The organism is Chryseobacterium paridis (genome assembly GCF_016595215.1).
Lineage (GTDB): Bacteria > Bacteroidota > Bacteroidia > Flavobacteriales > Weeksellaceae > Chryseobacterium > Chryseobacterium paridis.
On the sequence record NZ_JAENHK010000007.1, the window covers coordinates 215,652 to 230,126 of the forward strand.

At 35.2% G+C, this 14,475-nt stretch carries 13 protein-coding genes; 4 read left to right on the forward strand and 9 right to left on the reverse strand.

Translation table 11 applies throughout. From position 1 onward, the window contains the following. Window positions 1–11: 11 nt before the first annotated feature. The 3 genes from JHL15_RS07910 to tsaE all read right to left on the reverse strand — a co-directional run bounded on the left by JHL15_RS07910 (window position 12) and on the right by tsaE (window position 2,055). Window positions 12–383, reverse strand: a complete 372-nt coding sequence (locus JHL15_RS07910; RefSeq protein WP_200244810.1) for a hypothetical protein — start codon at window positions 381–383, stop codon at window positions 12–14. After that, window positions 383–1,576: an alanine dehydrogenase gene (locus tag JHL15_RS07915; protein WP_200244812.1), complete on the reverse strand. Its 1,194-nt coding sequence runs from the start codon at window positions 1,574–1,576 to the stop codon at window positions 383–385. The genes JHL15_RS07910 and JHL15_RS07915 overlap by 1 nt, the downstream gene beginning before the upstream one ends. Before the next feature lie 71 nt (window positions 1,577–1,647). Then, window positions 1,648–2,055 carry a tRNA (adenosine(37)-N6)-threonylcarbamoyltransferase complex ATPase subunit type 1 TsaE gene (gene tsaE / locus JHL15_RS07920; RefSeq protein ID WP_200244817.1) on the reverse strand — a complete coding sequence of 136 codons (408 nt, stop codon included), beginning with the start codon at window positions 2,053–2,055 and terminating at the stop codon, window positions 1,648–1,650. 168 nt (window positions 2,056–2,223) lie between these two features. Here tsaE and dnaG point away from each other — a divergent pair, with 168 nt between their 5' ends. The 3 genes from dnaG (at window position 2,224) to JHL15_RS07935 (ending at window position 6,845) form a co-directional block, all read left to right on the forward strand. After that, a complete protein-coding gene (dnaG, locus tag JHL15_RS07925) occupies window positions 2,224–4,200 on the forward strand; it encodes a DNA primase (protein WP_200244819.1) in 1,977 nt (658 codons plus the stop codon). 119 nt (window positions 4,201–4,319) lie between these two features. Continuing rightward, window positions 4,320–5,006, forward strand: a complete 687-nt coding sequence (clpP, locus tag JHL15_RS07930; RefSeq protein WP_007842699.1) for an ATP-dependent Clp endopeptidase proteolytic subunit ClpP — start codon at window positions 4,320–4,322, stop codon at window positions 5,004–5,006. 570 nt (window positions 5,007–5,576) lie between these two features. After that, window positions 5,577–6,845 carry an esterase-like activity of phytase family protein gene (locus JHL15_RS07935; RefSeq protein WP_200244821.1) on the forward strand — a complete coding sequence of 423 codons (1,269 nt, stop codon included), beginning with the start codon at window positions 5,577–5,579 and terminating at the stop codon, window positions 6,843–6,845. Window positions 6,846–6,985: 140 nt separating this feature from the next. Here JHL15_RS07935 and tpiA read toward each other — a convergent pair whose 3' ends face one another. The 6 genes from tpiA to JHL15_RS07965 all read right to left on the reverse strand — a co-directional run bounded on the left by tpiA (window position 6,986) and on the right by JHL15_RS07965 (window position 12,405). After that, entirely contained in the window at window positions 6,986–7,744 is a 759-nt protein-coding gene (gene tpiA / locus JHL15_RS07940; protein ID WP_200244823.1) for a triose-phosphate isomerase, read from the reverse strand. A 13-nt stretch (window positions 7,745–7,757) separates the two neighbouring features. Then, window positions 7,758–8,162: a hypothetical protein gene (locus JHL15_RS07945; RefSeq protein ID WP_200244824.1), complete on the reverse strand. Its 405-nt coding sequence runs from the start codon at window positions 8,160–8,162 to the stop codon at window positions 7,758–7,760. 4 nt (window positions 8,163–8,166) lie between these two features. Then, window positions 8,167–10,293, reverse strand: coding sequence for a S9 family peptidase (locus tag JHL15_RS07950; RefSeq protein WP_200244825.1), 2,127 nt, complete (start codon window positions 10,291–10,293; stop codon window positions 8,167–8,169). A 30-nt stretch (window positions 10,294–10,323) separates the two neighbouring features. After that, a complete protein-coding gene (locus JHL15_RS07955; protein WP_200244827.1) occupies window positions 10,324–10,674 on the reverse strand; it encodes a TerB family tellurite resistance protein in 351 nt (116 codons plus the stop codon). 61 nt (window positions 10,675–10,735) lie between these two features. Beyond that, window positions 10,736–11,842, reverse strand: a complete 1,107-nt coding sequence (locus JHL15_RS07960; protein WP_200244828.1) for a BT_3928 family protein — start codon at window positions 11,840–11,842, stop codon at window positions 10,736–10,738. A gap of 2 nt (window positions 11,843–11,844) precedes the next feature. Continuing rightward, the gene (locus tag JHL15_RS07965; RefSeq protein WP_200244830.1) at window positions 11,845–12,405 is read right to left on the reverse strand and encodes a DUF1599 domain-containing protein; all 561 of its coding nucleotides are present in this window, start codon (window positions 12,403–12,405) and stop codon (window positions 11,845–11,847) included. A gap of 476 nt (window positions 12,406–12,881) precedes the next feature. Between JHL15_RS07965 and folP the strand changes: the two genes are divergently transcribed. Then, complete coding sequence (gene folP, locus JHL15_RS07970; protein ID WP_200245056.1) at window positions 12,882–13,655, forward strand: dihydropteroate synthase; 774 nt, start codon at window positions 12,882–12,884, stop codon at window positions 13,653–13,655. Window positions 13,656–14,475: the final 820 nt, after the last annotated feature.

Sequence of the window (14,475 nt, forward strand, 5' to 3'; positions counted from 1 at the left end):
ATGATATCCGCTTACTTAAGTTTTTTTAAACTGTTTAACATGAGATTTTCCTCACATTTTTCGTACTCTATTTCGTAGATTGGATTGGTTTCCGGATAGATCAGCACATAGCTGGGGCAAGGTTTTTTTTGTGCATGACTTTTGTCAAAATCTACTTTTCCTTTAGTAATGATGCTATCTTTTAAAAACTTCTCATCAATCTTATACATTTTCATTTCATTCGAGAAGCTCTCCGAATATTTGAAATCCTTTGAAAGTGATTCGGCAATAACACGGCTGTTCGGCAAATAACCAGAGCAGCTTGCGCCTTTCTTGTTTAATATAAAAAATACAATGATAAGCCCTGGAATAAGGCCAATTAAATAGAATTTCAGTTTTTTCATTAGAAAATTAAAAGATTGATATCATGATAAGTAAGTCCGAAACGATCACAGATTATTTTTTTAGTGTGTCTGCCTTTATACATATAAAGACTTTGTTTCATTTCATTCTTACGGATCAGCATGTTTTCGAAACCTCCCTCTTCATCATAATTTAAAATATAGGATAGGAAGAAATTAGAAATTGCCTTGGTTGTTGTTCTTGGCATTTTTGAAGTCAGGTTGGGAAGCCCACAATGGATCACTCCATGTTTTATGATATAAGGTTCTTCCATGGTCGTAAGTTCTGATGTTTCGATTACTTTACCATTATCTATAGTAATATCAATAATCACACTTCCTTTTTTCATCTTCATTACCATATCTTCTGTAACGATTGGCTGCATGTTCAACCTTGGAAGGGCACCGATCACAACATCGGCACGTCTTAAAGCTTTACCAAGCTCTTTAGGATCAATAATTGAAGTTGGTACTCTGCTGTCTACGATAGAATGAAGTCTTCGTAATTTAGAAAGGGAATTATCAAAAACTCTTACACTGGCCCCAAGACCGATAGCCGCTTTTGTTGCGAATTCACCTACGATTCCCGCTCCCAGAATAAGGACTTCCGAAGGACGTACTCCAGTGATTCCACCTAGCATTAATCCGTTGGACAAAGCCAATAGTTCTGAAGCATATAAGATGGAAACAGTTCCGGCAATTTCACCTACAAGTCTTACCAAAGCAAGTTGTTTGTATTCGTCAACGATAAACTCGAAAGCAATAGCGTTGATTTTTTTATCTGCCAGTTTTAGGAAATATGCTTTGTCTCTTAAGTTGATTTGAAGAGCAGATACCAAATAGGTATTAGGCTTCATATAATCAATCTCTTCTTCTGTAGGTGGATTAATTTTTAAAATTAAATCCTGTCCGAAGGCTTCTTTAGGATCTGTAGTGATCTTTGCTCCTGACTCAGAATATTGTAAATCTGTAAAAAAAGATCCTACTCCGGCTCCCGCTTCAATAATGATTTCGTGGCCGTGGTCTACCAATACCTGTACTGCATCTGGTGTTATACAGGTTCTTCTTTCATGAAGACACGTTTCTTTGGGAATACCAATACTAAATTGTTTGCCCTTTTTTATAACTTCCAATTTTTCCTCTTTCGGCATCAATTCTTCTTCAGTAAAAGGAGTGAAAATATTTGTAGTACTCATTCTTTACATTAGTTATGTCTTACAGATAATTGTTTTATAATCGAATTCAGTAAGCAAAGATACAATAATATTTACTCGAATGTAATTTCTCTGTTTTCTCCGGTATTTGTAATACTCATATCGTGGTATTGTAAGCCATATAAATCTTCTTCATATACTTCCGGCCATTCTATAATGCATAAAAAAGAATTGTCAAGATATTCCTCAATGCCTATGTCATAGACCTCATCAATATTTTTTAAACGATAAAGATCAAAATGATAGACTTTTCCTTTCGGAGTATTGTATTCATTGACGATCGAATAGGTAGGAGAATTGACCTCATCATCACTTCCAAGATTTTTAAGTAAAAACTGAGTGAACGTTGTTTTTCCTGCTCCAAGATTTCCTTTTAACAGAAGAATATTGTATTTCAACTGAGGGGTAATCTGTTCGACAACACCCTGCCAGTCTTCGAGACTATTTATATTGAATTGCATGAAAGTAATTTGTTGCAAAAATAATGAATTTTGGTGTGTTTGTTTTTTTTATGTTAGAAGATTGAAGGCTGAGAGTTGGAAGTAATTGCAGGATTTGTTGTTATGTTCTGGATCTAACATCTAACTTCGGGTATCTAACATCTCCTTAAATTTCCTTATTTTTACATCATGATTTCCAAACAGACCATAGATAAAATATTCTCCACGATCAGGGTTGAAGAGATTGTGGGTGAATATGTGCAGTTGAAGAGGGCAGGGTCTAATTATAAAGGGCTCAGTCCCTTCCATGAAGAAAAATCCCCAAGTTTTGTAGTTTCACCCAGTAAGCAGATCTGGAAAGATTTTTCAACGGGAAAAGGAGGAACTGCCATTTCCTTCCTTATGGAAATCGAAAATTTTACGTATCCTGAAGCGCTTCGTCATGCTGCGAAGAAATATGGGATTGAAATTGAAGAAGATCAGAGGGAGTTTTCTGAAGAAGCAAAAAATGCTCAATCCGAAAAGGATTTACTGTATAAAATTCATGAAGTTGCGAATGACTATTTTCAAAATTTTCTATGGGAGGCTGAAGAAGGCAAATCAATTGGTTTGGCTTATTTCAAAGAGCGTGAGCTGAAGGATGATATTATTAAAAAATTTCAGCTAGGATATTCTCCCGAGAAGAAAAATGCATTTACAGCGTATGCTCTGGAAAAAGGATATGCTAAGGAAGTTCTTGAAAAATCAGGACTTTCTATTTTCCCTGAAAATGCACCCAACGGTATCGATCGTTTTCGTGAAAGGGTAATCTTTCCTATTCATAGTTTTTCAGGAAGGGTATTGGGATTTGGTGCACGTATTCTTAAGAATAATGTCAAAACGGCAAAATACCTCAATTCTCCGGAAACAGAGATCTATCATAAATCAAATGTTCTTTATGGCTTAAACCAGAGTAAGCAGGCTATTTCCAGAAAAAATATCTGTCTTCTGGTAGAAGGATATATGGATGTGATTTCGCTTCATATGTCAGGAATTGAAAATGTGGTAGCCAGTTCAGGAACCTCTCTTACAACAGAGCAGATCAAACTCATCAAAAGGCTTACAGAAAATGTAACCATCCTTTTCGATGGAGATAATGCTGGGATCAAAGCAAGTTTCCGAAGTATTGATATGTTGCTTACCGAGGGAATGAACATCCGGGTTCTTCTATTCCCTGAAGGTGATGACCCCGATTCTTTTGCCCGAAAGCATCCACAAGATTATGTGGAAAAATTCATCGAAAATGAAGCGATGGATTTTATTGATTTTAAAGCTGAAATACTTTTAAAAGAAGCTGGAAATGATCCGATCAAAAAAGCTGAAGCAATACGAAATATTGTAAAGTCGGTTGGATTTGTTCAAAATGCACTGAAAAGAGAAGTTTACTTAAAAGAAGTATCCAATAAATTTGGGCTTTCTGAGCAAAGTTTGTTCAATGAGTTGGATGTTCAGAGACAGATCAATCAGAATCAAACGCAACACGTTCAGCAACAAAAAGAGAATGCTCCCGTAAAGATGGAGGTCGTGCCTTTAGAAGATGATAAAGGTGATCCTTTTCTTTATGATGTCTTATTTATGGAAAGTAAGCTGGTTGATCATATGCTTATGTTTGGTGATGTGGTTTTAAAAAGAACAGACGAAAATAACACTGAATACCAGATTACAGTTATCGAAGAAATTTTGCACCATTTTGAAGAAGAGCAATATGAGTTTTTAGTCAAAGGAAATGAAATCATCATTGACCAGGTAAAAGAAGGAATTAAAGAAGATGAGCTTAGAAGCGGGAATTTTTTTGTAACTTTTATGGATGAACAAATTACTTCCAAAGTTGTAGATGCATTGATTCCCCTGGATGAACTTGAAAACTGGGCTTCCAGAAATATTTATCCTCCCAATTATGGAGACAAGGTAGCAGAGCAGATTAAAGGTGATGTTTTATTGCATAAATACAGATACATCGACTATCTCATAAAAGAGACCGCCAAAGAACTTGATCATAGCGCAGATGAAGGAAAATATTTTGAGCTTATAAAAAAGATTACCTTACTGAAACAGGCCTCAATGAAACTTAATGATATCATAGAGTATTCGCCTATTAAAGGCATTTATAGAGATAGAAAGAAGTAGTATTCAGACAAATTGCAGCCGAAAGAAGAAATCATTTCTGACAAAAAGTCCTATAAAATTTTAGGAATAAAAGTTGTAATTTAAAGTTTAGAAAATTTAAAAATAATACCAATAGAAATATGGACATTAAAAAAGAATTCAGAGATTTCTCTGTAAAGCATTTAGGAAACAGCGGTTTGGTTACCGATCAGTATATGGGAATGTATGGTCCAACAAATCTTACCCCTTACATCATGGAGGAAAGAAGATTAAACGTTGCTCAAATGGACGTTTTCTCCCGTTTGATGATGGACAGAATTATTTTCCTTGGAACCGGAATCGATGACCAGGTAGCTAATATCGTAACGGCACAGCTTCTATTCTTAGAAAGTGCAGATCCTTCAAAAGATATTCAGATCTACATCAACTCTCCAGGGGGTAGTGTTTATGCCGGTTTAGGAATTTATGACACCATGCAGATCATTAAGCCAGATGTAGCGACAATCTGTACAGGTATTGCTGCTTCAATGGGAGCTGTATTATTAGTTGCTGGAGAAAAAGGGAAACGTTCTGCGCTTAAGCACTCAAGAGTAATGATTCACCAGCCTTCAGGAGGTGCACAAGGTGTTGCTTCTGACATGGAGATCAACTTAAGAGAGATGTTGAAATTAAAGCAAGAGCTTTATGACATCATCGCTGAACATTCAGGTCAAACATACGAGTGGGTTGAAAAATCTTCTGACAGAGACTACTGGATGACTTCAGAAGAAGCTAAAAACTACGGAATGGTAGATGAGGTTTTACAAAGATCTAAAGAGAAGAAATAATCTTCTTTTAAAATACTAATGAAAGCGTACCGATTGGTGCGCTTTTCTTTTTTTTACAATCCTATGTCATTGACTACGTCCAATCTTCGATTTCAGAACATAGCTCATGCAAAGTGAAGGAATCTCAACACCACATGTCTTTTAAACCACAAAAGTCACAAAAGTTTTTTAAACACGTTAGCTATTTTAAGTGCCAGAATGCTGCATAAGAAGTACAGTTAAGTTTTTAAAAAATCTTTGATTTTTATTGACTTCATTTTAATCAACCACCTTTGTCATTCTGAATGAAGCAAAGCGGAATGAAAGAATCTCACCATGGTAATGCAATCACAAAAGCCCAAAAGTTTTTTTAACACTTTAGCTGTTTTAAGTACCAGAATGCTGTATAAGAAGTACACTTAAGTTTTTAAAAAATCTTTGATTTTTATTGGTTTCATTTTTAGTTGAGGATTCCAGTCTTGAACTTTTGTTTTAAGACAAAAGAATTAAGTAATATTTAAAATACAATTATTATTCAATTCAAGATAAGTTCATACGTGCTGTCTACATTCGCATCCATAAAAAGTAAACATGAAAAAACTTCTTCTTTCATCTCTTATCCTTGGTGCTTTATGGTCTTGTAATGATAGCGATGACGTCGTAAACAATCAGGATATCAATTATTCTAAACTGCCACAGGAATTTCCATTTACAACAGTGGCTACAGTAAATGGAGTAGCGGTTATTAATGGTGGTTTTGGTTCCGGAGCAACGGCACATCCAACCAGAAAAGGGGAATTTTACGTGATCACAGATCGTGGTCCTAATACAGCTTATTTAGATGGGATTAAATTTCTTGTCCCGAACTTTACGCCAACGATCATGCATTTTAAGATCAATGCTGATGGAAATATCGAAGTTTTAAAATATATCAAACTTAAAAACCCTTCGGGTCAGCCTATTACAGGTCTTCCAAATCCTGCAGGAATGGGGAGTACCGGCGAAATCGCGTATGGTGCCAATGGGAATCCTCTAGGTACAGATAATTATGGATTAGACAGTGAAAGTATTGTAGCAGCTCCTGATGGTACATTCTGGGTTTCCGACGAATATGGACCTCATATTGTGCATTACAATGCAGATGGTGTTGAGATGGAAAGAATCAGTCCTATCGGAGTAAATACCGGAACCAGAAAATTACCAGCTGTTTTCGCCAAAAGAAGACCCAACAGGGGGATGGAAGGAATGTGTATGACGCCAGATGGAAAAATGTTGGTAGGCACTATGCAATCGACAATGTATGTTCCGACAAAAGTTTTGGCAACGAATACCACTTTAACGAGAATTGTAACATTTGATCTTGTGACAGGAAAGACAAAGCAATATTTATATAAACAAGATGGAGGAGCTTCTGACTCTGTTTGTGATATTACGGCAATCAGTAGCACTGAATTTTTAGTGATTGAAAGAGATGGAAAATTCGGATCTCAGGGAGGGCTAAAGAAAGTATATAGAATTAATCTGGCAGGTGCTTCTGATGTTAGCGGGACAGATCTTGCGGCTGTTGATGGATTGAAAATTAATGGGAATAAAGCTTTGGAAGAATCCACATGGGCAGAGATTGCAGCAGCGGGATTGCAACCAGTTTCAAAAACTTTAGCTGTTGACTTAGTAGCGAAGATAGGGTATGAGCATGATAAATTTGAGGGAATTGTTTATTTAGGTGGAAATAAGCTGGCTATTTTCAATGATGATGATTTTGGAGTTACAGATGATGGAAACGGAAATCCAAAAGCTAAGATCCTTCCTAAGACAGGAAAAGTAGATAAAGGAACGATGTATGTTGTCGATATTCAATAATTAGATTTTTTAAAAACCAAACGGCAGAATAAAATTCTGCCGTTTTTTATTTTTATGATATTTCAATAGAAATATTTTAGGTAAGATAAATTACTGTGTGTAAAACCTAGCACCTAATATCTGCTATCTACTACCTGATCTTAATTAAATCCTTCGATAATTTTAGAAAAATCTTCCAGTTTCAACGCAGCTCCACCAATCAATCCACCATCAATATCTGGTTGAGAGAAGATCTCTTTTGCATTATCTGGCTTTACAGAACCACCATAAAGGATGGAAACTTCATCAGCAACTTCCTGTCCATATTTTGCAGCAATGATGCTTCTGATATGAGCATGGATTTCCTGAGCCTGTTCTGGAGTCGCTGTTTCACCTGTACCGATTGCCCAAACGGGTTCGTAAGCGATTACTACTTTTTTAATTTCTTCAGCTGAAAGAGTAAATAGAGCTACTTCCGTTTGATTTTTTACTACTTCAAAATGCTGACCTGCTTTTCTCTGTTCAAGAGTTTCCCCATTACAGTATACAGGAATCAAACCTTTATCAAGAGCTAATTTAATTTTTCTATTGCAGTGTGAATCTGTTTCACCATGATATTGTCTTCTTTCAGAGTGTCCGATTAAAGATCCGGTTACATCAATAGATTCCAGCATATCTGCAGAAAGCTCACCTGTATAAGCACCGCTTTCATGCTCACTCATATCCTGAGAAAATACTCCGATTTCATCTTTTTCAAAGATATCTTTAGCCATCATTAAATATAAAGACGGCGGAGCGATCCAAACCTCGCAGTTGGTTGTATTGCTATTTTTATAGCTTAGTAATTGGATCATTAATTGCTGAGCATCAATTACATTTTTGTTCATTTTCCAGTTTCCTGCAACTATTTTTCTTCTCATAATTATTTTTATTTTAATCTTCTTCTATTTTAGTATCCGTGAATTTGTAGGTATTGTCTTTTTTACCCATCATTTCAATGGATTGAAAGTTTACATTACCATTGTCTAATACCTGGTAATTGTATATATCAATGACATTATCGTATTTGTGAAGTTCGTAATATTTACCGGATTCTGTCCACCAGCTGCCATTTTCAGTTTCCTGTTGTACCTTACCATCCGGATCAATAGCAACAAACAAAAGCATGCTTTTTCCATCTTCCATTCGACATGAAACCCAGTACTTTGAGAATCCATCAATCTGTTGATTCTCTTCAGAGCCCTTATAACATCCTACCATCTTTGGATCATGAGCCTTTTGTTGTGCAGTTAGTCCTATTCCAATGCAAATCAAGGATAGGGCAAATAGTTTTTTCATAAAATTATTGATTAATTCCTTCTAATTTAAACATGAAAGCATACACCAGAGAAGTATCCTTCAGGTAATCAAATCTTCCTGAAGCGCCACCATGACCATATGCCATATCTGTTTTTAAGAATAATACGTTTTTATCTGTTTTCATATCCCTTAATTTGGCTACCCATTTTGCAGGCTCAAAATACTGTACCTGAGAATCATGCAATCCGGTTGTTACCAAAAGATTAGGATAATTTTTCTTTTCTACATTTTCATACGGAGAATAAGACTTCATATAGAAATAAGCCTCTTTATTATTAGGATTTCCCCATTCATCATATTCATTGGTCGTCAATGGAATGCTTTCATCAAGCATGGTATTCACGACATCTACAAACGGAACGTGAGCAATCACTCCATTCCATAAATTAGGGCTCATATTGGCAATAGCTCCCATAAGTAAACCTCCTGCACTTCCTCCCTGGGCGTACATATGTTTTGGTGAGGTATATTTTTCTTTAACCAAATATTCTCCGGCATCGATGAAATCAGTAAAAGTATTTTTCTTTTTCATCATTTTACCATCTTCATACCATTGTCTGCCCATCTCCTGACCTCCACGGATATGAGCCATTACATATACAAAGCCTCTGTCTAAAAGACTTAATCTGGGGCTGCTGAATGCAGCATTCGAAGAGCTTCCGTAAGAACCATATGCATAAAGTAGTAGTGGACTGTTTCCGTCCTTTTTGAATCCTTTCTTATACACGATCGAAAGAGGGATCTTGGTACCATCTTTTGCTGTTGCAAAAAGTCTTTCTGTTACATAATTTTCCTTATTGTAACCTCCCAGAACCTCTTGCTGCTTTAATAAAGTCCTTTTTCCGGTTTTCAGATCCTGCTCAAACTGAGAGCTTGGAGTAATCAAGGAAGTATAACCAAATCTGAAATTATCTGTATTATATTCCGGATTTCCAGCAGGAGAAACTGTGTAGGTCGGTTCGTCGAATTTTAAAAATTCTTTTTTACCGGTTTTTCTGTCATAGATAACCAGCTGAGAAAGTCCGTTTTGTCTTTCACTAAAAACGAGATAATTTTTAAACTCGCTGATTCCCTGCATCAGAACCTCTTTTCTATGGGGGATAAAGTCTTTCCAGTTTTCGACTCCTGTTTTATCTAGTGGAGTTTCTACCACTTTAAAATTTAAAGCATCTTTATTCGTTGTGATCAGGAACTTATCTTCTAAAGGAGTTACATCATACAACACATCTTTTATTCTCGGTTGGAAAATTTTAAAAGTCCCATTAGGATCATCTGCATTCAGGTATCTTGTTTCGGATGAGGTGGTTGCGGCAGAATAAATCATAATGAATTTTTCATTCTTTGATTTTCCTACTCCAATATAATTGGATTTATCCTTTTCTTCATACACCACAACGTCTTTTGCCGGGTCTGTTCCAAGAGTATGTCTTTTGATCTTTTCAGATAATAACGTTACCGGATTATTTTCTGTATAGTAGATTGTTTTATTGTCATTAGCCCATACAGCTTCACCTTCAGTATTTTTAATACTGAGATCTGTAGTTTTACCTGTTGACAGATCTTTTAGAAATAATTTATATTGTCTCCTCGAGACATCATCTACACCGTAAATCAGTTTTGTATTATCAGTACTTATGCTAAATCCGGCTGCAGAATAGTAAGGGTGTCCTTCAGCAAGCTGATCAATATCCAGAAGGATTTCTTCAGGTGCATTTAGGTTTCCTTTTTTTCTGCAATACTTAAAATATTGTTTTCCTGTTTCTGTACGGGTATAGTAATAATATCCGTTTTTGAAAGAAGGTACAGATTCATCTTTTTCTTTGATCCTGGCTTTCATTTCCTGGAACAGTTTTTCTCTGAAAGGTTCTGTATCTTTCATCATACCTTCCCAATAGGAGTTTTCAGCTTTCAGATAATCAACGACCTTTGTGGAGTCTTTTCCTTTTTTGAAGTAATCGATCATCCAGTAATAGGGATCATTTACTTTGTCTCCGTGTATGGTTCTGATATGTTCCTTTTTTTCAGCAACAGGAGCTTTAAGATCAGGAAATTTTTGAGATTGAATTGTAGAAGCACTCATGATTAATAGACCTAGATATAAATTTTTCATGCTAATATTTTGTTTTTTTGATGTAGGTGCTTAGCTCAACTGCCACATATTTTTTAAAAGTTTGTAAAAAGTATGCTCTTCATCCGTTACTTTATTATCAGCTTTTATAAGTGTTTTAGCGAATTCTGCAAATTTTACGCGTTCTTCCTCTGTAGAATCATCATGAAAACAACGTGCGTGGAATTCAAAATGATCTTTCCATTCTTCAGGCTGGAGCAAAGCAATTGTTTCTAATTCATTATCTAAATTCATTTTGAATGGAAATTCGTCTGCAAGATACTGCTGAACAAGCATTCCTTCTTCAGGAGCAAATTCTCCATCTACAGAAGAAAGGATCATTAATAAGTGATAACCGGCAATAGGTTTATTTGATTTTTGCATGAGTTGTTGAATGTTTAGTGTTTAAAGTTGATCGTGATTATACATCACGGTCATCTGTATTTTATTTTATATAGTCTTTTGCAGGGAGCTTATTTACGATTACTCCGTTGTTCAGTATTAATACAAATGGATTGCTTCTCGCTATTGTTTTAATAGCGGTTCCGTCCATCATTGTATTTTTGATTGTTTTAAAAGTATTGTGATCAGTTGAAACCCCATAAATAAGAACTCCTTTTTGAGCATTTACTTTAGCCTCCACTTTTTGAAGAAGATCAGCAGAAACTTCTTTTGGATGGTATGAGAATACTAATATAGCTTTTGGAGCTTTAATAATTTCATCAGTAAGTTCTGCTCCTGTTGGATCCTCGATTTTGAATTTAACGATTTCAGATTTATATCCTTCTTTAATCAGAACAGATTCATTTTTTCCTTCTTCTATTTTCCATGGAGAACCTTCTGCCCAATATTTTGTTTCTTTAATATAATCGTCCTGATTTACTTTTAAAACCTCCCCGGTCTTTTGGTTTTTCAGAGAATAGAAAGTTTTGTATTCAGAGGGATTTTTATTAATTTTTTCTTTTTCAGCTTTAAGGTTTGTACCTATTTTGTAATCCCTGAAATCGATCATAGGTTCATGCATCAGTCCCTGTGCCATAATATAGATCATAACAAGGGAGAAAGCTCCTAATAAGTAATATTTGTATTTGCTGGTAGATTGTCTTGTATTGCTGTATTCGTCTCTTTTAACAAACTCTTTTCTATAGAAAACAAAAAGAATAATTAAACCGATCAGAAGTACCACATCTTTAAAGAAACTTTGCCACGGGGTGAATTTTATAGCATCTCCAAAACATCCACAATCAGTCACTACATTATAATACGCTGAGTAAAATGTGAGGAACCCAAAGAAAATACAAAGTACAATTAAAGCGGATAAGGTGAACTTAAGTTTTAATTTTATTAATAACATAAATCCAAGGAAAAGCTCCAGAACGACCACAATGATCGAAAATAGTAAAGCAAACTTTTCCAAAAACGGCATGTTGAAAACTGGCGGAGCAAAGTATTCTTCCATCTTGAATGAAAAACCTACCAGATCCACTGCTTTTACAAAACCCGAAAGGATGAAAATAATAGCAATAATAAAACGGAGTACACCTTTGATCATTTTTAAATAGTTTTAGGTTCGAAATTGGTTTCAGAGAATTTTATCAGACAGAAAACGGCATAATTGAGCATATCAAAATAATTAGCATCCAGACCTTCAGAGACAATTGTTTTTCCTTGATTATCTTCAATCTGCTTTGTTCTCAAAACCTTCTGATAAATAAGATCAGTTATAGAAGAAATTCTCATATCTCTCCATGCTTCTCCATAATCATGATTTTTTCTTTCCATTAATGCCTGAGCTTCCGTGGAATATTTGTCATAAAGATTGAGGATCTCTTCATTATTTTCATTGAAATCATTGGAAAGACCTTTTTCAAGCTGAATAAGACCAATAATAGAGTAGTTGACAATGGCAATAAATTCATCTTCTTCACTTTCATCTATCATTTTTTTATCAGTCATCTGCAACGTACGGATCCTATTCACTTTAATATAAATCTGATCTGTAATTGAGCTTGGTCTCAAGACTCTCCACGCTGCACCATAATCCTGTAGTTTTTTGCTGAAAAGATCACGGCATTGATTGATAACTTTCCCGAACTGTATTGAAGTTTTTGACATAAATTCTCTTAATAGCCCAAATATACAAAAATACGTATTAGGTTGTGGGAATTGGAGCGTGATTTTGAGCAGAAATGCTTTCAGTGTTGAGGGTGAGAGTGGGAGGGTTTTAGGGTTGGAGAGTTGGAGAGTTGGAGTGTATGAGGGTGTTGGGGTTGAAGAGTATAGAGTTAGGGATGAAAGGATTCTAAATATTGAGTAAAGAGTACATTCTCAAAAATTACTTATTATCTGGTACCCATTGCTTATCAATAACCTTGCTCATATTACTTTTACTCCTTAGCTTTGCATTACTAAATTCACTAGTACATTATAACCTTTATCGCTCGCACTCACAAGACCTCATACACTCAAACCCTAAAACTCTCAAACTCTAAAACCCTCCCACTCTCATGCTCTCCAACCCTCCAACTCAGAAACTTTTTCACTCTATCAACTGCAATGGAAGAATAGTCGATTTAACGGTTCCAAAAATTATGGGAATTTTAAATTTAACACCGGATTCTTTCTCTGATGGAGGGAAGTTTAATGATGAACAATTAGCGTTGAAGCATACTGAGAAATTATTGAATGATGGTGCTGAATTGATCGATATCGGACCTCAATCAACTCGTCCTAGTGCTGAATTTCTTAGCAGTGAAGAAGAAATCAGAAGAATTGGAAATTTGATTTTTCAAATCAAAAAAGAATTCCCTGAGGCCTTAATTTCTTTGGATACATTCTATTCTCAAACTGTGAAATTTGGTTTCAATGAAGGCATTGATCTGATCAACGATATTTCCGGAGGACAATTTGATTCAGCAATGTTTGATACAGCTGCTGAAACTCAACTTCCCTATATACTAATGCACGTAAATCCATCCTATGAAGCGATGCATGATAAAATAAAATTCGAAGACATCACATTAGAAGTTAATAGGTATTTTTCTGAAAAAACAAATGAGCTTTTGCAGAAAGGGGTTAAGGATATTCTATTGGATCCAGGATTTGGTTTTGGGAAAACTGTTGCAGATCAGATGAAAATGATTGATGAAGTAAGATATCTGGAATTCGGAAGGTTTCCTTTATTGATTGGTATTTCAAGGAAATCATTTATTTATAAACCGTTAGGAAAATCTCCATTAGATATTAATGAGGAAACTCAAAAACTGCATTTGAAAGTACTAAAACAGGGAACTAAGATATTGAGAGTACACGATGTGGCAGCAGCTAAGAAAACATTGGAGATATACCGGAATGAAAATTATTGATAGAAGTTTTGGTTAATCGCAAAGACGCAAAAGCTTTTTGAAAGGTAAACGTTTTTAAGGCGCAAGGCTTTTTATCAAAGATAAAAATTTAAAAGATCTGCGTAATTAGCAAAATCTGCGAGAGATAACACTGGCAATATCGATGCAATCTGTATCTAAAATAAATGTAATAAGCAATAAATACACGTTTAGATTCTTTCAGAATGACAATGAAAGCGTCTCAGCCTGTCATTGACTACGTCGAATCTTCGATTTCAGAATGTAGCGAAAGCGAAGTGAAGTAACCTTAACGTCACAGGTCTTTTTTAAACCACAAAAGTCACAAAAGTTTTTAAACACTTTGTCATTGCGAACGAATGGTGCTTGTGCTGAGCCTGTCGAAGTAAAGCAATCTCAGTTTATAGCATTAATTACAAAAAATTTAACACGTAAGCTGCTTTAAGTTTAATATACGCTGCATAAGTAGTATACTTAAGTTTCTAAAAAAATCTTTGATTTTTATTGATTTCATTCTAATCCACCACTTTTGTCATTCTGAATGAAGCAAAGCGGAATGAAAGAATCTTATCATGGTAGTGCAACCATAAAAGTCACAAAAGTTTTTAAACACTTTATCATTGTGAACGAATGGTGCTTGTGCTGAGCATGTCGAAGTAAAGCAATCTCAGTTTATAGCATTAATTACAAAAAATTTAACACGTAAGCTGCTTTAAGTTTAATATACGCTGCATAAGTAGTATACTTAAGTTTCTAAAAAAATCTTTGATTTTTATTGATTTCATTCTAATCCACCACTTTTGTCATTCTGAATGAAGCAAAG

Excerpts from the sequence above, each read along its gene's own strand:
- JHL15_RS07945 (WP_200244824.1), bottom strand. The coding sequence starts at position 8,162 with ATGAAAAAACTATTTGCCCTATCCTTGATTTGCATTGGAATAGGACTA.
- JHL15_RS07910 (WP_200244810.1), bottom strand. The coding sequence starts at position 383 with ATGAAAAAACTGAAATTCTATTTAATTGGCCTTATTCCAGGGCTTATC.
- JHL15_RS07955 (WP_200244827.1), bottom strand. The coding sequence starts at position 10,674 with ATGCAAAAATCAAATAAACCTATTGCCGGTTATCACTTATTAATGATC.
- JHL15_RS07965 (WP_200244830.1), bottom strand. The coding sequence starts at position 12,405 with ATGTCAAAAACTTCAATACAGTTCGGGAAAGTTATCAATCAATGCCGT.
- JHL15_RS07960 (WP_200244828.1), bottom strand. The coding sequence starts at position 11,842 with ATGATCAAAGGTGTACTCCGTTTTATTATTGCTATTATTTTCATCCTT.
- tpiA (WP_200244823.1), bottom strand. The coding sequence starts at position 7,744 with ATGAGAAGAAAAATAGTTGCAGGAAACTGGAAAATGAACAAAAATGTA.
- JHL15_RS07935 (WP_200244821.1), top strand. The coding sequence starts at position 5,577 with ATGAAAAAACTTCTTCTTTCATCTCTTATCCTTGGTGCTTTATGGTCT.
- folP (WP_200245056.1), top strand. The coding sequence starts at position 12,882 with ATGGGAATTTTAAATTTAACACCGGATTCTTTCTCTGATGGAGGGAAG.
- JHL15_RS07950 (WP_200244825.1), bottom strand. The coding sequence starts at position 10,293 with ATGAAAAATTTATATCTAGGTCTATTAATCATGAGTGCTTCTACAATT.
- clpP (WP_007842699.1), top strand. The coding sequence starts at position 4,320 with ATGGACATTAAAAAAGAATTCAGAGATTTCTCTGTAAAGCATTTAGGA.
- tsaE (WP_200244817.1), bottom strand. The coding sequence starts at position 2,055 with ATGCAATTCAATATAAATAGTCTCGAAGACTGGCAGGGTGTTGTCGAA.
- dnaG (WP_200244819.1), top strand. The coding sequence starts at position 2,224 with ATGATTTCCAAACAGACCATAGATAAAATATTCTCCACGATCAGGGTT.
- JHL15_RS07915 (WP_200244812.1), bottom strand. The coding sequence starts at position 1,576 with ATGAGTACTACAAATATTTTCACTCCTTTTACTGAAGAAGAATTGATG.